Raw genomic sequence first — 18,333 nt, 5'->3', positions numbered from 1 at the left:
GGGATTGAAACGATGAGCGAACAATCCGCCGACGCCAACTACCAAGGCGTCTGGGGCAACCGCATCGGCTTCGGTAAAAAAGCCGCCTTGCTGATGATCGACTTCATGCAGGGCTACACCACCGAAGGCGCACCGTTGTTCGCGCCGGGCGTGGTGACTGCCGTGGCTGAGAGCGTCGAGCTGCTGGCCACCGCGCGCAAGCACGGGATTGCGGTGGTGCACACCAATATCCGCTACCATCCCGGCCATTTCGTCGACGGCGGTATCTGGGTAAAAAAGGCCCCAGTGATGAAGGACATGGTCGAAGGCAACCCCCTCGCTGCGTTCTGCGCCGAGGTCGTGCCCCAGGCCGATGAAGTGGTGATCACCAAACAATACGCCAGCGCGTTTTTCGGCAGCAGCCTGGCCCCGATGCTGCACGCCCAGGGCATCGACACAGTGGTACTGGCCGGCTGCTCCACCAGTGGCTGCATTCGTGCAACGGCGGTGGACGCGGTGCAACACGGGTTTCGCACCATCGTCGTGCGCGAGTGCGTCGGCGATCGACACCCGGCGCCCCATGAAGCCAACTTGTTCGATATCGACAGCAAGTACGGCGACGTGGTGAGCAAGCAGGAGGCGATGAGCAAATTCAGGGAGCAATAAGACGTTACTAAGAACTGCGCCGTAGAGCGCGGTCTTGAAAAAACTGAGGCCTGAAGCCAGGCACCTTACCGGTGGCGAGCGAGCTTGCTCGCGTTGGAGTGCGCAGCGCTCCCAGCACTCTGGGGCTGCTCGACGGGAGCAGGCTCCCTCGCCACCGGTAAAGGCCAACCCGACCCCCTCAGTCTTCTGACACTGCCTTTGGACGTCGCTTGTACAGCACGCCGAAGTGCTGGAACAAAGCGGCAGCATAAAAACCATAAGTCACCGCCAGGAGACACCCCAATGCCCATTGCGAATGCAGCACCCGCGACCACGGTCGCCGATCCCGTCAACACGCTCTACCACAAGATCACCTGGAAGCTGATCCCGTTCCTGTGCTTCTGCTATCTGGCCGCGTACCTCGACCGGATCAACATCGGCTTCGCCAAACTGCAGATGCTCGACCAGTTGCAGTTCAGCGAAACCGCGTTCGGCCTCGGGGCCGGCCTGTTCTTCGTGGGCTACATCATCTTTGAAGTACCGAGTAACCTGGTGCTGGAGCGGGTCGGCGCAAAAATCTGGATCGCGCGCATCATGATCACCTGGGGCCTGCTCTCGGCCTGCACCATGCTGGTCACCTCGACCACCCAGTTCTACATCCTGCGCTTTTTGCTCGGTGCCGCCGAAGCCGGCTTTTTGCCTGGGGTGCTGTACTACCTGACCACCTGGTTTCCCACGCACCGGCGCGGACGCATCATTGCGTTGTTCATGATCGGCCTGCCGCTGTCCAGCGTGATCGGCGGCCCGCTGTCCGGCTGGATCATGGGGCACTTCGACCATATGGCGGGCCTGCGTGGCTGGCAGTGGCTGTTCCTGATCGAAGCAGTGCCCAGCGTGCTGCTCGGCGTCCTGACGTTCTGGGCGTTGCCCAACAGCTACCAACAAGCCAAATGGCTGTCGATCGAGGAAAAGACCCTGCTCGAACGCGAGCTGCGCAAGGATGACGCCGACGGTGCCGGCAGCAAGCACAGCTTCCGTGACGGGTTCTTCAACCTCAAGGTGTGGATGCTCGGCGGGATCGACTTTTCGATCCTGCTCAGCGCCTACGCCATGGGGTTCTGGATGCCAACGTTTATCCGCAACGCCGGGGTCACCGACACCTTCCATATCGGCATCCTCACCGCGCTGCCGAGTGTCGCCGCGCTGCTGGGCATGCTGCTGATTGGCGCCAGCTCGGACAAGCACCGCGAACGCCGCTGGCACATCATCGTGCCGTTTTTCATTGGCGCAGCCGCGATGGCCACCAGCACCTTCTTCACCCATAACGTGGCTGCCACCGTGGTGCTGTTCGCGATTGCCTCGGCGGCGATCATCGGCGCGGTGCCGGTGTTCTTCAGCCTGCCGGCGACCTTTCTCAAAGGCACCGCGGCGGCCACCGGCTTCGCCCTGGCCTGCTCGGTGGCGAACATCGCGGGCCTGGTGAGCAACTCCTTGATGGGCGTGGCGATCGACGTCACCGGCAGCAGCGCGGGTGCGTTGTGGTTCTTCGCCGGTTGCCTGATCCTCAGCAGCTTCCTGGTCATCGCCTTGCCGGCGAAACTGGTGAATCGCTGATACCCCAACTTTCTCGGATGAATCACCCTGCAAGGTTTTCTGAAACGCTGGGGACTGACCGACTGAACACCTGCGGCAAGTTGCGCATCGGCAAATGAATGGCGCTAGAATCAGCGCCATTCTTGCCCCCGCCTTTTCCGACACGAGCCCCCCCATGAGTTTTGATTTCGACACGATCCACCCCCGCCTCGGCACCGGCAGCACCAAGTGGAACCGTTACCCGCCAGATGTCTTGCCAATGTGGATCGCCGACATGGACATCGCCGCGCCGCCGGCGGTGTTGCAAGCCCTGCACGAGCGTCTCGACCAGCAGATCCTCGGCTACAGCGTGGCCGGCCCGGATGTGCGCGAGGCGATTGTCGACGACCTGTGGGCCAAGTACGCGTGGCGCGTGCAACCCGAAGAGCTGCTGTTCCTGCCCGGCGTCGAACCGGGGTTCAACATGGCCCTGCACGCCTTCGTGCAACCCGGCCAACCGGTGGTGCTGCAAACCCCCAACTATCGGCCGATCCGCCTGGCCCCCGGGCACTGGAACCTGCCCCGTATCGAAGTGCCGTTCGACTGCATCGACGGCGAATACCTCACGCCCCTGCCCGCCTTGCGCCAGGCGCTGAGCGGCGCTGGAGCGCTGCTGCTGAGCAACCCGCACAACCCCGTGGGCAAGGTTTTCCCCCGCGCAGAACTGCTGGCCGTGGCCACCGCGTGCCTGGAACAGGGCGCACTGATCATCAGCGACGAGATCCACGCCGAGCTGTGTTTCGACGGGCGTCGCCATATCCCCACCGCCAGCCTCAGCCCGGAAATCGCGCAGCGCACGATCACCCTGATGTCGGCGAGCAAGGCCTACAACGTGGCCGGCCTGAAGACCTGTTTTGCCGTGGTGCAGAACGCCGAGATTCGCGAACGCTTCAACCACGCGCGTTGCGGCATGGTCGATAGTGTCAGCCCCCTGGGCCTGGAAGCCACCCGCGCGGCCTACAGCCAATGCAGCGACTGGCTGGCGGCGCTGGTGCACTACCTGCAAGGCAACCGCGACTATTTGCTTGAGGCGGTGCGAACCCGCTTGCCCGGCGTGGTGATGCATGCACCGCAAGGCACCTTCCTGGCCTGGCTGGATTGCAGCGCCCTGGGGCTGGACGACCCGCAGCAGTTCTTCCTCGAACAGGCCAAGGTCGGCCTGAGCGCCGGTATCGAATTCGGCGATGACAGCCAGCAGTTTGTGCGCCTGAACTTCGGCTGCCCCCGAGCGATGCTCGAAGAGGGTATTCAACGCCTGGAGCGCAGCTTACAAAACCGCTGAAATCGGCTGGAACCGCAACACCGACGTTTCCCACACAGATCAGGTCCACGCCTTGGCGGGGCCAGTCCAGTTGTAGAAACGTTCGCGGAGCCAGCCATCCCATGACGCAATCAATCCAGAACACCGCCCTACCCCCTGTGCTCGTCCTTAACTCCTACACAGGGGAGGCTCCCCGCAATCAACCGGCCTACACCATTTCGCCGCCGTCGAGCCGCGAAACGCTCAGGCACCAGGGCGACAGCCAACTGGTGCAAAGCATCGGCCCCGCGCCGTTCGACCATCCGCTTTCGGGCCCGGACTCACTGTTCAACGTCCCGCCCCATTCCACCCTGGGGCTCTGGTTGAAGCAATTGGACGATGCCCTGCGCACGCCAGATTTCAAGCAGTGGATGAAGGCCAATAACATTTCAACGTCAAACGTACAGTTCCACCCCGGGCCCAATACCCTGGAAGTCACCGTCGATGGCCAACCCAAGACCTTCAGCCTGGACGACCACTCCGGCTTTGCGGCAGCGGCCGGGCCGCTGATCCAGGCGGTACAAGCCCTGGGTTTCTGGCCGCCCTCCAGCGGACGACTGCTCGACTACCCGTCCAAGCCGTACGACGTGGCCAGCGCCCAGGATGTGCTGCGCTTCTATGGCATCAGCCAAGCTGACTCGAATGCGCTGAACACCACGGCCCGCAAACAGACATTTGCGCCCATCACCGACACTGACCCCCTGCGCGGCGCGGCCGCCCTGGCCGCACAACAGCGCGTGGTCGGTGACAGCCATGACCGACATCACCTGATCGCCGGCCTGGCCCGACTGCTGGCTGGCCTGCCCGCGCCGCCAGAAACCCTCCTGGCCTTGGCGCGAGGCCTGAACAGCAGCCAGATCAGCGTGCATCCAGGCTCCTCCTACAGCCAGGAGCACCACAACGGCATGGCCGCTCGCGCCAGCCTGGCACAGGTGCTCCAGGCGTCGGGCAGGCGCCCACCCAAAACATCCGGTCAGTTGAAGCGCCTGCTACGCGACCTGAAAGCAGCCGGGCCGCCAAACCCTGTGGACCTGCGCGAAAAATCCCGCTACGCGCAGCGCTTGCAGTCCATGCAGAACGCGCTCCCCAACGTGCGCAACGAGGCGAAGAAGTGGGCCGAAGAGATCATCTTCACCTTGACTGGGCGCAAGGTCGATGCCGACACCGTGTTCCTCAATCGCTTCTACAACGCGGATTCGGCGCCCACCGTCACCGGCTGGGAACACCTGGGCACAGAGCCGTTACGCTCCCAGCGCCTGCCGGACGCGCTGCTGAGCAACTTCGGCGAGCAGGATTGGACGCCGGGCGTGCTCGACCAGGATGCCGGGCTCTATACAGTGGGTACCGGCGAGAGCAAAAAACGCGGTTATGGCGTGCATAATCAGTTCCCGCTCACCCCTTCAAGGCTGATGCATGAGAGTTGGAAAACCGACTTTCAGGAACTCACGGCGACCCGGCAGGCGCGCTTCTGGAAAGACCATGGCGACGACTACCGCATGGCCTTGAAGGGCAATTTTGTCGCCCAGGCGCGCCAGCAACGCATGGCGTACGAAAAGGCTTCGCCGGCCGAACGTGAGAAAATGCCGCCTGAGCAGCGGTTTACCCATGACGACTATCAGTGGGTGATGGGAGCCGCGTCCAACCTGCCACTGAAGGAGCATCGGCCCCTGACCGTCGAACAGCTGAAGGCGACGGCTCCGGTCAAGGTGTCGACCCACGTGTTTGATATCAACGGCTTTCAATCCAGCGATATCCTGCGCTTTACCGACCACGACGAGACGTATCGATCGGTGCGCGACCGTCGCGACGGCGTGCAGATCCTCTACACTCCAGGCCATCAACCGGCCTTTCTTCGCTTCGATTCCCTGGAAAAAATGGACCAATGGGTCGCCGAGCAAGGCAAGGATCCCGATAAGCTCAAGGCGCTGGCATCACATTTTTCGCTCAGAGATCGGCAGGACAACGACAACGGTTTCTGGACAGGCTTGAAGACGTTTTTCACCGGCGACGATCAATCGAACAAAGGCGTGGACCGCGCCTTGAAGTACCTGGGCAGCGGGTACTGGGACAATCTCGAAGGCACCGTGATCGATCAAGCCAATGTGCGCATTCAGGGCGATGTATTCAGCGCCATGACGGACGCGGCCCGCAAACGCATGACCAGCGATACGGACATCGCGATCAAATCCAACAGCGAGGTGACCCGTGATACCTGGCTGAACGATGTGACCGCAGCGGCGGGCCTGGTGACCAAGCTGGCGGTGATTGGCGAGCCGGTGGTCGTGGGCATCGCCGCCGCCACCGGTCTTGCAGAAACGGCGTTGGGCGCAGAGAAAGCCTATTCCGGCGATACCCAGGCGGAACGCAGGCAGGGCGCATCCGCGGCGCTGGACGGTGTGCTCAATACGCTGTTCGCTGTCGCGGGCGGCACGGACCCGGTGGCCAGCGACCCGTTTGAGCTACCGCGCGAACGCCCCGCCGTCCTCCCGCTGCGCAACGAAGTGTTTTCAGACGGCCAGCGCGCCCAGGTGATTGACCACGCCCTGACGCCGAATGCCTACACCCTGCCCCGAACCAACGGCTACGACCTGGTCGACGGTGACAGGATCTATCGCTACCGAGACTCCCGGCCTGGGGAGCTGACCGACCTCCAAGCGCAGGAGCCTGCCCAGCCCCTGGACGATTTCGAGGCGATTTGCCCGGCCCCCGCGGCGGTGCGGCGTGTCCGGCGCGGCGCCAACGACGAATGCTTCGCCAAAATCCTTAACGACCTGCCCGAGCCCAAGGCACAGCTGCAGGCCCTGGAGCATGTGCGGCTGTTCCCCTCCAAGCCCAGTTTGTTCAGCAAGGACCGCTGGGTGATCCACGAAAAACGCCTGCATAAAATGCTTGAAACCGACATCGGCTCACAACTGGTGCCGGTCAACGACGCCAAGCGCATCACCTATAAACGCCAGGTCCGCGGCAAGCTCGTGGCCGACCCGGGCTTTGGGTTCTATCCAGGCAACACCGTGGGGCCACTCGCGGAACAGACGCGGGTGGTCAAGCTGAACAAGATCAGCGAAGCCGTTGACGACCAGCGTCAACTGAGGGCCGTGGTCGTCACCAGCGGTACCCAGCCCTACCTGGTCGTGGAAGCGGACACCGCCGAGTTCTACTATGCCCCGCTGGACAAAAAACAGACCGGCGATATCACGTTCAAAAAGTGCAGCCCCACCGAATTGGACCTGGTGCAAGGCTACCGGCAGTTCCTGGGCTTGAACCACAGCACCCAGGCCCTGGATGCCGATTTCATCGCACTGCCCAAGCTCAAGGGCGTGTACCCGCAGCTCGAAGCGGCGGGCTATGCAAAAGCCGATGTGGATGAACTCAAACAGCTGTGCAAAGCGTTGACCGATGAGCAGCAGCGGGAAGTGGTCTACCAGCTGCAGCGGGCCAAAGCCATCACCCCGCCTGACGTTGCACTGCGGCCACAGCAGGTTTCAGCGCTGGAAAAACCGGCGGACTTTGCCCGCTGGCCCGCCGCCCGGCAGAACCGGTTTTACGCCGAGAACGCCAAGGCCCAGGTCCAGCAAGCGCTCAAGGCCACCGGGCTCGGCCCTGGCAACCAGCTGCGTTCGGCGAATGACCTGGCCCGGGCGGATGCGGCTGACATGACGCTCAACTGGCTGCGCCGTACCGCCGACTTGCGCGCGCCGAACGGCCCCGACCTGATCATGAAGACCGGTGCCGGCAACTGCGGCGAAATGGCGCTGCTGTCCAGGGACATCATCGGCAAGAGTGGCGGCAAGGCGGCAGAATGGCGCGCGGGCGACGCGCACGCGTTCACCGTGATCGGCGGCCCACCCGGCCCGGTCAGCGCGACAACCGACTTCGCCGGACCAGCCTGGGCCGATGCCTGGGTCGTCGACCCTTGGGCGGACATCGCCTGCCCTGCGTCTGAGTACACGCAGCAACTGCAGGCCACCATGGCCAAATGGGACGCCGCCGGCTTGCAGATTCGTCAAGGCGGCCAAGCCAATATGAGCCCCCTCGACCCGGACTGGATCGACACCCTGGTCAAGCAACCGAAGCGCCCTTACGAGCTGTCACGCCCCCGGAACGCGAAGGCCCCGGCAGTACGCCCGCCATCATTGCAATCGGCCGCCCCTGTCCACGTGGCCATGGGCGAATCGACCACCCTCAGCAATAACCACGCCCCCCTGTCGACCCGCAGCCTGAGCGACTGCTCGGCGCTGGCGGTACTCAGCGACTGGAATGGCAGCACCTACCAGACCCGTACGCTGATGCACCTGACCGGCAGCAACCTGGAACTGGGCCTGCGCGATGGCAACGCCCAGCAACTGCTGGACAACCTGTTGGCGTCATTGAACAAGGGGGGGCGCGTGATACTGGTCGGCGGGGTCAACACCCAATCCACTCAGGGGTTGGCCACGGTTATCGGACAAACGCTCAATGGGCAGCAGCCGCTCAACGCGTTGCTCAAGGAGCGGCCGGGGGTCACGGTGACGATTGCCGGCTCAGCGGGTATTACTGTCAACGCCGATGGCACCTTCGAGCTGATCGAAGGCACCGGCAAGGGGGTACTGCCCCCCGAAGAGCTGCGCGCCATCTTCGACCGCATCGATTGAGAGGTTCAGCCACACGCCTTTCACCGGCGATGGTGGCCAGCACCGCCGGCTACCGTCACCGGTGCAGTCGCTCAAAGCTTGGCGATGGACACTTCGGTCGACTTCACAAACGCGATCACTTCACTGCCGACCTTCAATTCCAGGTCCCGCACCGAGCGAGTGGTGATGACTGAGGTGACAATCCCGGACGCGGTTTGCACGTCAATTTCAGAGACCACCTCCCCGAGCAGAATTTCCTTGATTACGCCCTTGAACTGGTTGCGCACGTTGATCGCTTTAATGGTCATGTCGGCTTTCCTTTTGGCTGTTGGGTCAATCCGCACGAATGCGCAGGCCCTCAAAATGCGCCAACCGCAAAGACATTAAAAGGAATATATAACTCTTTATTTATTCTATTTTGATATATACAAGCTGTTGCACCACCGACACTTGATCAACAGTTTGCCCCTCTCACAACAGCCTTGGCCCTTCGAAGCCCCGTAAATACGCGTGCAAACGAGATGGCACAGAGACTGCATATTCCTGAAAAGCATGATGGAACATGCCATTTCATTTTTATGAATATAAGAAAAGCCTTCTCTCAACGCCTTGCCGGAGCTGTTCCATGAAACCCTTCACTCAACGCTTACTCGGCGCCTGCGCGCTGGTTCTGTGCCTGCAACCCCTGGCCCAGGCCGCCGAAGCCGACCCTGTCGAAGTCAACCTGGACTATGCCTACTATTCGCCCGTCAGCCTGGTGCTCAAGCATTTCGGCTGGCTGGAACAAGCCTTGCCGCACTCCAAGGTGGGCTGGGTATTGAGCCAGGGCAGCAACCGGTCCCTGGAATACCTCAACAGCGGCGGCGTGGACTTTGCCTCCTCCGCCAGCCTGTCGGCGGTATTGAGCCGGGCCAACGGCAGCCCGATCAAATCGGTGTACGTCTACAGTCGCGCCGAATGGACCGCCCTTGTGGTGCGCAAGGACTCGCCATTCAAGAGCGTCACCGACCTCAAGGGCAAGAAAATCGCCGCCACCAAAGGCACCGACCCTTACCTGTTCACGCTGCGCAGCCTGCAACAAGCCGGGTTGAAGAAGGACGATGTGGAGCTGGTGCACCTGCAGCACCCCGACGGCCGCACGGCCCTGGAGAAAGGTGACGTGGACGCCTGGGCCGGTCTCGACCCGCACATGGCCGCCAGCGAAATCCAGGCCGGTTCGCGCCTGCTGTACCGCAACAAGGCGTTCAACAGTTACGGCGTCGTCAGCGTGACCGAGAAGTTCGCCAAGGAGCATCCGCAGACCATCACCAAAGTGCTCGGCGCTTATGAAAAGGCCCGGGATTGGGCGGTGAAGCACCCGGAGGAGTTCGCCAAGCTGCTCGCCGACGAGTCCGGCCTGCCGTTGGAAGTGGCCAAGCTGCAACTGTCGCGTACGGATCTGAGTACACCGTTCTTGAGCAGCAAGGATGTGCTGTCGTCCAAGGCTGCCGCACCGATCCTGGTGTCCGAAGCGTTGGTGCGCAAAGGCGTGAATGTGGACGAGGTGATCGACCAGTTGATCGACACCTCGTTCGGCCACTGAGGAACCCGTGATGACCAGCAAAACCCAAGCACTCCCCCTGGCCACGCCCGTGGCGATCAACCGCAGTGCCTGGCCAAGGCGGCTCAAGGGCCTGGTGTTGCCGGTGCTGATCCTACTGGTGCTGGAGGCGGTGGTACGCGTGGGTTGGCTGCCGTCCTACCAGATGCCGGCGCCCAGCGAGATTGCCGTGACCCTGACGGACCTGGCCGAAGGCGCATTGTGGAAACACATCAGCGCCAGCCTCGGCCGGGTGTTGCTCGGGTTTGCCATCGGCGCCAGCCTGGCCCTGGGATTCGCCGCCTGGGTCGGGTTGAGCCGTGAGGCCGAAGCCTATCTGGAACCGACCTTCGCCGGCTTGCGCTCGATCCCCAGCCTGGCCTGGGTGCCGCTGTTGTTGCTGTGGCTGGGCATCGATGAAACCTCGAAAATCGTGCTGATCGCGATCGGCGCGTTTTTCCCGGTGTACCTCAATGGCGTCGCGGCAATACGCGATATCGACCGCAAGCTGGTGGAGGTCGGGCAAATGTATGGGTTCAGCCGACGGCGCCTGGTACGTCGCATCCTGTTGCCTGCCGCCCTGCCCGGTCTGTTCACCGGGTTGCGCAGCGGCTTGAGCCTGGCGTGGATGTTCCTGGTGGCAGCCGAGTTGATCGCAGCCACCAAGGGCCTGGGTTACCTGCTCAGCGATGGGCGGGAAACCTCACGGCCAGACATCGTGCTCGCAGCGATCATCGTATTGGCGCTATTGGGCAAGGTCAGCGATGGCTTGCTCGCCACCCTGGAGAAACGCTGCCTGGCCTGGCGTGACACCTTCAACGGCCAAGGCACGGAGCGATAGGCATGCAACCTTTATTGGATATTCGCGTGGCGCGTAAAAACTTCGCCAGCACCACGGTCCTGAGAGATGTGCACCTGGCCCTGCAGCCGCGTGAAGCCGTGAGCCTGCTCGGCCCCAGCGGTTGCGGCAAAAGTACCTTGCTGCGCATCGTCGCCGGGCTGGAAACCGACTTCCAGGGCGAGTTGCGCAGCCCTGAAGGTGAAGTGGCGTTTGTGTTCCAGGAACCCCGGCTGATGCCCTGGCTCACGGTGGAACAGAACATCGGCTTCAGCGACGACCAGCACTACGACCGGGCCTGGGTGACGCAGTTGATCGAGGAAGTCGGCCTCACGGGCTTTGCCCAGGCGCTGCCCAAGGCACTGTCCGGGGGCATGGCGCAACGGGTGGCGATCGCACGCGGCTTGTATTCGCGACCGCAGGTGCTCTTGCTGGATGAGCCGTTCAGCGCGGTGGATGCGTTTACCCGCATGAAGCTGCAAGACCTGTTGCTGCAACTGGCTGCGCACCATGCCATTGCTTTGTTGCTGGTGACCCATGATGTGGATGAAGCGCTCTACCTGAGTGATCGGGTATTGGTGATGGACAACCGGCCGAGCAGCATTCGCCAGGAACTGGCGGTGGACTTGCCGCACCCAAGGGACCGGCGTGATCCGTTGTTGGCGCAGCTCAAGGCGTTGTCGCTGACGCACCTGCAGCGCGCTCATGTGATCTAGGCGTTCTTGCGTAACGTTACCCAATACCGTGTCCGCGCCTGCACCTCAAGCCCCAGGGTCGAGGCCAGCAGGTTGAGGACGCGGTCGGTGTCATCCAGGCGAAAACTCCCCGTGACCCGCAACGTCTCCAGGCTCGGATCCCAGCGCAACACACCTGGCCGATAACGTGCCAGTTCGCGCAAAAAGTCCCCCAGCGCCTGGTTCTGGGCGGTCAGTACACCGTCGCGCCATCCCAATTGCAGCACGTCAAACGGCGCCCATGCACCCAGTCCGCCAGCGTTCAACGGCGCCTGCTGGCCACCCGGCAACGTCGCCAACCTGCCGCTCAAGTCGCGCACCTGCACCGCGCCCTTCAGGACCGACACCCGGCAGCCAGCGGTCAGTTGCCGCACACACACCTCGGCCTGGCTGACCCGCAGTTGCCCGTAGCCTGTATCCAGCGTGAGGGCGGCCGCGCCGGGCACGTTCAAGGCCAGTTCCCCTTCCACCAAGGTGATACGCCGTTGCGCCAGGTCCACGTCCACCGCGGTGGCGGTATTGAGCTGCAGGCTGGCGCCGTCGGCCAGGGACAGGCGCTTGCGCTCGCCGGTGGCGGTGTGCAGGTCGGCACGCCAGACCTCGATAGGCAACTGGCGGCTGATCAACCAGGCGGTCGGCAACAGCGCCGCCACGCCCAGCGCACGCTTGAGCAACACGCGCCGCCCCGGTTGCGGGCGGTCGAGGCTGGCCATCGCCAATGCCTGGGGCAACTCACTGAAGCGCTGGCGCAGGGATTGGGCTTTTTGCCAGGTCTGTTCATGCTGCGGGTGGCTGTCACGCCAGTGCTGCAGCGCGACGTGATCGCGCTCGGTGGCGGCGCCGGATTCCAGCAGCGCCAGCCACTGGGCAGCGGCGCGCGCAATCTCACGGTTCACAGGTCCACCAACAGGCAATGCTCATACGCCTGCGCCATGTAGCGTTTCACCGTGCGCTCCGACACCTCCAACCGCTCGGCGATCTCGCGATAACCCAAGCCTTCGAGCTGACTCCAGAGAAACGCGCGGCGCACCAGCACCGGCAAACCGTCGAGCAGTTCATCCAGGGCTTGCAAGGTTTCCAGTACCAGCCAGCGCTGCTCGGGCGACGGCACACAGGCTTCGGGCAGGTTCGCCAGGGCGTTCAGGTAAGCCTGTTCCAGGCTGCGCCGCTGATGAAAATTGACCAGCAGGCGCTTGCCCACCGTCACCAGATACGCCCGTGGCTCCTGCATCTGCGCAATCGGCTGGGCACTGGCGAGCACCCGCAAAAAGGTGTCCTGACTCAGGTCCGCTGCATCCCAGGCATTGCCCAAGCGCCGCCGCAGCCAGCTTTCCAGCCAGCCGCGATGGTCACGGTACAGGCTCGACAGGGTCAGTTCGGGGGCGTGCGTCGGGACAACAGCATCATTCATGGCAACCACCTGCACGGCGCGATTGAGTCTCAAATGAGATTCATTCTATTTAATATCCTGCCGTGACACCATGATCTTTTCAACATTGGGTTTAGAGCGTTACAGCGTTCTGGCGCGGCAAGTCACGTTTTGGCCCCCTGTGCGCCATGCCGATCCTCCAAAGATCAGGGAAGCCCGAGCGCGAACACGCCGGTGCGTACAATCGAAACTTTACTCTTTGTCTTGTTATGGATATTTTATCCAGACACTCCAACAAGGCCCGTCTCATGCTCACGTCCACTTACCAAGACGTCATCGCCGCCGCTGAACGCCTGGAAGGCTTCGCCCATCGCACCCCGGTATTCACCTCACGCACCCTCGACGCCGAGACCGGCGCCCAGGTCTTCATCAAGTGCGAGAACCTGCAACGGGGTGGCTCGTTCAAGTTTCGCGGCGCGTTCAATGCCCTTTCGCAGTTTGACCCGCAGCAGCGCAAGGCCGGGGTGGTGGCGTTTTCTTCGGGTAACCATGCCCAGGGCATTGCCTTGGCGGCGGGCCTGCTCGGCATACCAGCGACCCTCGTGATGCCCACCGATGCGCCCGCCGCCAAGGTCGCGGCCACTCGGGGCTATGGCGCCAGCGTGGTGCTGTATGACCGTTTCAGCGAGGACCGCGAGCAGATCGGCCGTACCCTGGCCGCAAAGCACGGCCTGACCCTGATCCCACCCTATGACCATCCTGATGTACTCGCGGGGCAAGGCACCGCGGCCAAGGAGTTGCTGGAATTCACCGGCCCGCTGGATGCGTTGTTCGTGGGCCTGGGCGGTGGCGGCATGCTCTCGGGCACCGCCCTGAGTACCCGCGCCCTGGCACCCGATTGCCTGCTCTACGGTGTCGAGCCCGAGGCCGGGAATGACGGCCAACGCTCGTTTCGCAGCGGCAGCATCGTGCATATCGACACCCCCGCGACCATCGCCGACGGTGCCCAGACCCAGCACCTGGGCAACTGCACCTTCCCAATCATCCGCGACAAGGTGGACGACATTCTTACCGTCACCGACGCGCAACTGGTGGCAGAAATGAAGTTCTTCATGCAGCGCATGAAGATGGTGGTGGAGCCCACCGGCTGCCTGGGCCTGGCGGCGTTGCGCCAACTGGGCAAGCGGTTCAAGGGCCAGCGCGTGGGCATTATCGTCACCGGCGGCAACGTGGATATCGAGCGATACGCCGCCCTGCTCCGCGAGGCCCCATGAAGATCATCCAGACATCGAGTGCGGCCAAACCGGCCGGCCATTACGCCCAGGCGATCGGTCACGCCGGCACCCTGTATATCTCCGGGCAACTGCCGGTGAGCGCCGATGGGCGCCATCACCCCGAGGCGTCGTTCGCCGCACAGGCCCAGGTGGCGTTGGAGAACCTGTTGGCTATCTTGAAGGCAGCGGGCGGCTCGCCACAGGACCTGGTGAAAGTCACGGTGTATGTGGTCGGGGTCCAGCACTGGGCTGAATTCGACCAGCTCTACGCCGCCGCATTGGGCGAGCACCGCCCTGCCCGCGCCGTGGTGCCGGTACCTCAATTGCACCACGGTTATCAGGTCGAGATCGAAGCGCTGGCGCGCTACTTGGCGTAGGTATAGACCGCCGCGCGCGACACACCCAGGTGCGAGGCCACGGTTTCCATGGCCCGGCGAATGTCGAGGCAACCCGAATCTTTCAACTCCTGCATCAACACGCGTCGATCTGCGGTCTTCAATGCGCGCGGCGTGGTTGCCAGGCGGGCGGCGAACTGGTCGATGCGTGCACGGATCGCGTCGGCGCCGGAGGGATCGAGAGACTCGCCGAGCTTGTCGCCACTGACCGAACCGAACTGCTCCAGCAGGCCCTGCAAACCACGAAACAACGTGAGGTCAACATTCAGGCACAGGGCGGCGACGTACTGGCCGCGAGCGTCCTTGATGCCGATCGACGTGCTTTTGACCTGGCGCCCATCGGCGAACTGGTTCTGGTAATTGGCTATGACCTGCGGGTAGTCCGGGTCGGCGATACGTGCCAGACCCAACTCGGTGGCCGGGTCACCGGGGGCACGCCCGGAGAGGTTGTTATGGATGGCCAGGATCGCGTGCTGCGGGTCGCGCAAGTCGTGCAGCACCACTTCGCAGAACGGGCTGAAGGTTTTGCTCAAGCCTTCGGCAATCTGTTCGAGCTGGCTGATCAGGGTGGTGTCTTGGAGAGAGGTCTTTTTCATGCAAGACAACATATCCAGTCCTGGACAGGGCGTCAATTTGCACCCTGCCCTTCACTTCGCAGCCCGCGACATCCAATAGGCACCGGGCAGCGACCGAAAACCGCACATCTTGTCCGTTGACCACTGGGACCACACCCCATATAGTGTGCCCATAAACAAAACAGACCACTACATAGTGTGCAGCATCGGTATTTATCGACCACACTACGCGCAGTATTTCAATGCCTAATAGCCTGCAAATCACCTATTTTTGGACGGGTTCACATGCCGTCAGAACAGACCAGGAAGGAGTATTTCGATGCTGAGTTGGGATGAAGTCGACAACGAGGACACCGGTGCAGCGGTGATCAAGGGCGCCAACGCCGGCCACGCCAGCGAAGCCAACATGGACCGCCTCGACGGTGCCGGCGCCGCTGCCGCCATCGAAGCCCGCGCCGTCACCGCCAGTGACTCCGCCGCCATCGTGCGCGCCAAGGCGGCCCTGGACAAACTCGACATCGCCGAAGGCCTCGCCGAACTCGAAGGCGCCTCCGCCCGCGTCGCCGTTGACGAAAAACGCATGATCAACTGCCGCGCCGACCTCAACCAACTCGTCCCCTTCAAGTACGACTGGGCCTGGCAGAAGTACCTCGACGGCTGCGCCAACCACTGGATGCCGCAAGAGGTCAACATGACCGCCGACATCGCCCTGTGGAAAAACCCCGAAGGCCTGACCGACGACGAGCGCCGCATCGTCATGCGCAACCTCGGCTTTTTCTCCACTGCCGACTCCCTGGTTGCCAACAACCTGGTCCTGGCCGTGTACCGCCTGATCACCAACCCGGAGTGCCGCCAGTACATCCTGCGCCAGGCCTTCGAAGAAGCGATCCACACCCACGCCTACCAGTACTGCATCGAATCGTTGGCCATGGATGAAGGCGAGATCTTCAACATGTACCACGAGATCCCATCGGTGGCGAAAAAAGCCGCCTGGGGCCTGAAGTACACCCGTTCGATCTCCGATCCGAAGTTCGAAACCGGCACCGTCGACACCGACAAGGAACTGCTGCGCAACCTGGTCGCCTACTACTGCGTGCTGGAAGGCATCTTCTTCTACTGCGGCTTCACCCAGATCCTGTCCATGGGCCGCCGCAACAAGATGACCGGCGTCGCCGAGCAGTTCCAATACATCCTGCGCGACGAGTCGATGCACCTGAACTTCGGTATCGATGTGATCAACCAGATCAAAATCGAAAACCCACACCTGTGGGATGCCGAAATGAAGGAAGAAGCGACCCAGATGATCCTGCAAGGGACGCAGCTGGAGATCGAATATGCGCGCGATACCATGCCGCGCGGTGTGCTGGGTATGAACGCGGCGATGATGGAGGATTACCTCAAGTTCATCGCTAACCGTCGCCTGTCGCAGATTGGTTTGAAGGAAGAGTATCCAGGGACCACTAACCCGTTCCCGTGGATGAGCGAGATCATGGACTTGAAGAAAGAGAAGAATTTCTTTGAGACCCGGGTAATCGAGTACCAGACCGGCGGCGCGCTGAGCTGGGACTAAGCCCTACCCTGGGCCATGTTCAACTTGACGGAAACGCTGTCAAGAACCGTGAAATGTCGCACTCCAGTGGTGCGACATTTCACGCCAGGCTGTCGCGGTTACGAAGCGCATTCTGCATCTCGAGAGCCTGGTCGAGCGTGCGCTGCAGCTCGTCATCATTCCAGGGTTTGCTGATATAGCGGTAAACGTACCCATCGCTGATTGCCTGAGTAATCATGCTCATGTCGGCATAGCCGGTGAGCAGGATATTCACGCATTCTGGATTGCGCCTATACACCTCGCGGAGCAGCGTCGGACCGTCCATCAACGGCATGCGCGCATCGCAAACGATCAAGTCGATAGAGTGCTGTTCGAAAAGACTCAGTGCCTGCGCGCCATTAGTCGCCAACAGCAAGTCATAAGGTTTGCCACGCAACAGGCGCCGGAGGCTGTTGAGGATACTTTCTTCATCATCCACCAGCATGACGGTGTAGCGTTTTACGCAGGAAGTGGGGGCGTTCATGATCAGCGTCCTTCGGCGGCAGAAGTAGCGAGGGCCTGCACCTGGGGCTGGCGTAATGGTAACCACGCCCGGAAGCAACTTCCCCTACCCGGCTCACTCTCGACGGTGAGCCGTCCATGGTGCTTGACGATGATGCTATACGACAACGACAGGCCCAGGCCCGAGCCCATGCCCACCGGCTTGGTGGTGAAGAACGGTTCGAATATCCGGTTCTGGATCTCAAGGGGGATACCATGGCCGTTGTCGGCGATCTCAACGAACACACCGCCGTCCTCCCTGCCACTCCTGATGGTGATTTGGCCGTCGGCACCCACAGCATGGCTTGCGTTGATGAGCAAGTTCAGAAAGACCTGATTGATCTGTGAGCCCATGCATTCAATAGGCTCGATATCGCCGTAGCACTTGATCACCTGGGCCTTGAACTTGATCTCGTTCCAGATAACGTTAAGGGTGCTATCGAGCCCTTTGTGCAGATCGGCCAACTGCCATTCATAACTGTCGACATGGGAGAACTCGCGCAGGTCCTTGACGATGCGAGTGACCCGGTCGAGACCGTCGACCGATTCCACAAGCAACTCGTCGATGTCCTGACGCATGAAGTCGTAATCCACCTTGTCACGCATCGCCGCCAGCTCGGGATGAGCATCGGCATGGCTTTCGTCACTCGCCTGCTCATAAGCCTCGAGCAGCGCGAAAATGTCCACGAGGTAACGACGCAGGCTGTTGACGTTGGAGCAGACAAAGCCGATCGGGTTATTGATCTCGTGGGCCACCCCCGCAGCCAGTTGCCCTATCGCCGCCATCTTCTCGGACTGCAGCAACTGCGCCTGCGCATCTTCGAGCCGCGCGATCAGCAGCGCCTGGGCGCCCTTTTCCTCTTCCAGCAGCTTGTTCAGGTGCGTCAGCTCGAGTTGACGGGCAGCGGTGTCGGTCGTATCACTGATGGCTAAGCCCACGCCCAGGCTGCTGCCATCGGCGTCTTGCACCGGGAAGAAAGTGCAGTTCTGGTACATGTGCCGAACCAGTCCACTGATGGGCCGGGTGCTTTCGAAATTGAACAGGTGCGGCCGTTGCTGCCACGAAGTGAAAGCAAAGTTTTGCAGCGTGAGGACGCTGTTGATCTTCTGCCGGGTCCAGACCTCCGGGAGCTCAGGAAAGGCTTCGAACAGCGTACGGCCAACAAGTTCTTCGGCGCTGCGGCCGCTGTTGATGGACATGAAGTGGTTCGAGAACAGCACTTTGCAGTCCTTATCGACGAGCAGCACACCCATGTTGATGGCCGTGAGCATCGACTCAAGGGTTTCCCGGGAGATTGCCTTGCTGTCTGTCAT

General features: G+C 62.0%; 15 protein-coding genes and 1 pseudogene. 10 read left to right on the top strand and 6 right to left on the bottom strand.

Features of this window, described 5'->3' with window-relative positions; translation table 11 throughout:
* Positions 1-12: 12 nt before the first annotated feature.
* The 4 genes from AC1Q6I_RS13670 (at position 13) to AC1Q6I_RS13655 (ending at position 8,187) form a co-directional block, all read left to right on the top strand.
* Positions 13-645 (top strand): N-carbamoylsarcosine amidohydrolase, encoded by a 633-nt coding sequence (locus AC1Q6I_RS13670; protein ID WP_102623856.1) that lies wholly within the window; start codon positions 13-15, stop codon positions 643-645.
* 282 nt (positions 646-927) lie between these two features.
* On the top strand, positions 928-2,238 hold the full coding sequence (locus tag AC1Q6I_RS13665; RefSeq protein WP_024075204.1) for an MFS transporter: 1,311 nt from the start codon (positions 928-930) through the stop codon (positions 2,236-2,238).
* 154 nt (positions 2,239-2,392) lie between these two features.
* Positions 2,393-3,538 (top strand): MalY/PatB family protein, encoded by a 1,146-nt coding sequence (locus AC1Q6I_RS13660; RefSeq protein ID WP_069075928.1) that lies wholly within the window; start codon positions 2,393-2,395, stop codon positions 3,536-3,538.
* Positions 3,539-3,639: 101 nt separating this feature from the next.
* Positions 3,640-8,187 carry a dermonecrotic toxin domain-containing protein gene (locus AC1Q6I_RS13655; protein ID WP_102623857.1) on the top strand — a complete coding sequence of 1,516 codons (4,548 nt, stop codon included), beginning with the start codon at positions 3,640-3,642 and terminating at the stop codon, positions 8,185-8,187.
* Positions 8,188-8,258: 71 nt separating this feature from the next.
* Here AC1Q6I_RS13655 and AC1Q6I_RS13650 read toward each other — a convergent pair whose 3' ends face one another.
* Entirely contained in the window at positions 8,259-8,474 is a 216-nt protein-coding gene (locus tag AC1Q6I_RS13650; RefSeq protein ID WP_003173733.1) for a TOBE domain-containing protein, read from the bottom strand.
* A 317-nt stretch (positions 8,475-8,791) separates the two neighbouring features.
* Between AC1Q6I_RS13650 and AC1Q6I_RS13645 the strand changes: the two genes are divergently transcribed.
* The 3 genes from AC1Q6I_RS13645 to AC1Q6I_RS13635 are packed head-to-tail and all read left to right on the top strand — an operon-like array spanning position 8,792 to position 11,299.
* Complete coding sequence (locus tag AC1Q6I_RS13645; protein WP_102623858.1) at positions 8,792-9,748, top strand: aliphatic sulfonate ABC transporter substrate-binding protein; 957 nt, start codon at positions 8,792-8,794, stop codon at positions 9,746-9,748.
* 10 nt (positions 9,749-9,758) lie between these two features.
* On the top strand, positions 9,759-10,586 hold the full coding sequence (locus AC1Q6I_RS13640; protein ID WP_102623859.1) for an ABC transporter permease: 828 nt from the start codon (positions 9,759-9,761) through the stop codon (positions 10,584-10,586).
* Between the two features lie 2 nt (positions 10,587-10,588).
* Positions 10,589-11,299 (top strand): ABC transporter ATP-binding protein, encoded by a 711-nt coding sequence (locus AC1Q6I_RS13635; protein WP_024075199.1) that lies wholly within the window; start codon positions 10,589-10,591, stop codon positions 11,297-11,299.
* Here the strand turns inward: AC1Q6I_RS13635 and AC1Q6I_RS13630 are convergent.
* On the bottom strand, positions 11,296-12,213 hold the full coding sequence (locus AC1Q6I_RS13630; protein ID WP_102623860.1) for a FecR domain-containing protein: 918 nt from the start codon (positions 12,211-12,213) through the stop codon (positions 11,296-11,298). The two genes, AC1Q6I_RS13635 and AC1Q6I_RS13630, sit on opposite strands and share 4 nt — an antisense overlap.
* Positions 12,210-12,728 carry a sigma-70 family RNA polymerase sigma factor gene (locus AC1Q6I_RS13625; RefSeq protein ID WP_102623861.1) on the bottom strand — a complete coding sequence of 173 codons (519 nt, stop codon included), beginning with the start codon at positions 12,726-12,728 and terminating at the stop codon, positions 12,210-12,212. Before AC1Q6I_RS13625 ends, AC1Q6I_RS13630 begins: the two co-directional genes overlap by 4 nt.
* Before the next feature lie 266 nt (positions 12,729-12,994).
* On the opposite strand from AC1Q6I_RS13625, the gene AC1Q6I_RS13620 reads away from it, so the two are divergent.
* Complete coding sequence (locus AC1Q6I_RS13620; RefSeq protein WP_102623862.1) at positions 12,995-13,960, top strand: threo-3-hydroxy-L-aspartate ammonia-lyase; 966 nt, start codon at positions 12,995-12,997, stop codon at positions 13,958-13,960.
* A complete protein-coding gene (locus AC1Q6I_RS13615; protein WP_024075195.1) occupies positions 13,957-14,337 on the top strand; it encodes a RidA family protein in 381 nt (126 codons plus the stop codon). The genes AC1Q6I_RS13620 and AC1Q6I_RS13615 overlap by 4 nt, the downstream gene beginning before the upstream one ends.
* On the opposite strand, the gene AC1Q6I_RS13610 is transcribed toward AC1Q6I_RS13615, so the two are convergent.
* A complete protein-coding gene (locus AC1Q6I_RS13610; protein WP_024075194.1) occupies positions 14,325-14,951 on the bottom strand; it encodes a helix-turn-helix transcriptional regulator in 627 nt (208 codons plus the stop codon). The two genes, AC1Q6I_RS13615 and AC1Q6I_RS13610, sit on opposite strands and share 13 nt — an antisense overlap.
* 298 nt (positions 14,952-15,249) lie before the next feature.
* Here AC1Q6I_RS13610 and AC1Q6I_RS13605 point away from each other — a divergent pair, with 298 nt between their 5' ends.
* Positions 15,250-16,500, top strand: a complete 1,251-nt coding sequence (locus tag AC1Q6I_RS13605; RefSeq protein ID WP_024075193.1) for a ribonucleotide-diphosphate reductase subunit beta — start codon at positions 15,250-15,252, stop codon at positions 16,498-16,500.
* An 85-nt stretch (positions 16,501-16,585) separates the two neighbouring features.
* Here the strand turns inward: AC1Q6I_RS13605 and AC1Q6I_RS13600 are convergent.
* Both AC1Q6I_RS13600 and AC1Q6I_RS13595 read right to left on the bottom strand, forming a co-directional pair.
* Positions 16,586-17,002, bottom strand: a pseudogene (locus tag AC1Q6I_RS13600) (response regulator); the annotation flags it as partial.
* A gap of 2 nt (positions 17,003-17,004) precedes the next feature.
* Positions 17,005-18,333 (bottom strand): ATP-binding protein, encoded by a 1,329-nt coding sequence (locus tag AC1Q6I_RS13595; RefSeq protein ID WP_024075191.1) that lies wholly within the window; start codon positions 18,331-18,333, stop codon positions 17,005-17,007.

The organism is Pseudomonas sp. MPR-R2A5 (assembly GCF_058793055.1).
The sequence above is the reverse complement of the archived record's forward strand: the minus strand, read 5'-3'. Positions and strand labels throughout refer to the sequence as shown.

What these genes read in the sequence shown, in the direction of transcription:
- AC1Q6I_RS13640 (WP_102623859.1), top strand. Translation starts at nt 9,759, where the DNA reads ATGACCAGCAAAACCCAAGCACTCCCCCTGGCCACGCCCGTGGCGATC.
- AC1Q6I_RS13645 (WP_102623858.1), top strand. Translation starts at nt 8,792, where the DNA reads ATGAAACCCTTCACTCAACGCTTACTCGGCGCCTGCGCGCTGGTTCTG.
- AC1Q6I_RS13665 (WP_024075204.1), top strand. Translation starts at nt 928, where the DNA reads ATGCCCATTGCGAATGCAGCACCCGCGACCACGGTCGCCGATCCCGTC.
- AC1Q6I_RS13595 (WP_024075191.1), bottom strand. Translation starts at nt 18,333, where the DNA reads ATGACAGACAGCAAGGCAATCTCCCGGGAAACCCTTGAGTCGATGCTC.
- AC1Q6I_RS13650 (WP_003173733.1), bottom strand. Translation starts at nt 8,474, where the DNA reads ATGACCATTAAAGCGATCAACGTGCGCAACCAGTTCAAGGGCGTAATC.
- AC1Q6I_RS13655 (WP_102623857.1), top strand. Translation starts at nt 3,640, where the DNA reads ATGACGCAATCAATCCAGAACACCGCCCTACCCCCTGTGCTCGTCCTT.
- AC1Q6I_RS13635 (WP_024075199.1), top strand. Translation starts at nt 10,589, where the DNA reads ATGCAACCTTTATTGGATATTCGCGTGGCGCGTAAAAACTTCGCCAGC.
- AC1Q6I_RS13660 (WP_069075928.1), top strand. Translation starts at nt 2,393, where the DNA reads ATGAGTTTTGATTTCGACACGATCCACCCCCGCCTCGGCACCGGCAGC.
- AC1Q6I_RS13610 (WP_024075194.1), bottom strand. Translation starts at nt 14,951, where the DNA reads ATGAAAAAGACCTCTCTCCAAGACACCACCCTGATCAGCCAGCTCGAA.
- AC1Q6I_RS13620 (WP_102623862.1), top strand. Translation starts at nt 12,995, where the DNA reads ATGCTCACGTCCACTTACCAAGACGTCATCGCCGCCGCTGAACGCCTG.
- AC1Q6I_RS13670 (WP_102623856.1), top strand. Translation starts at nt 13, where the DNA reads ATGAGCGAACAATCCGCCGACGCCAACTACCAAGGCGTCTGGGGCAAC.
- AC1Q6I_RS13625 (WP_102623861.1), bottom strand. Translation starts at nt 12,728, where the DNA reads ATGAATGATGCTGTTGTCCCGACGCACGCCCCCGAACTGACCCTGTCG.
- AC1Q6I_RS13615 (WP_024075195.1), top strand. Translation starts at nt 13,957, where the DNA reads ATGAAGATCATCCAGACATCGAGTGCGGCCAAACCGGCCGGCCATTAC.
- AC1Q6I_RS13605 (WP_024075193.1), top strand. Translation starts at nt 15,250, where the DNA reads ATGCTGAGTTGGGATGAAGTCGACAACGAGGACACCGGTGCAGCGGTG.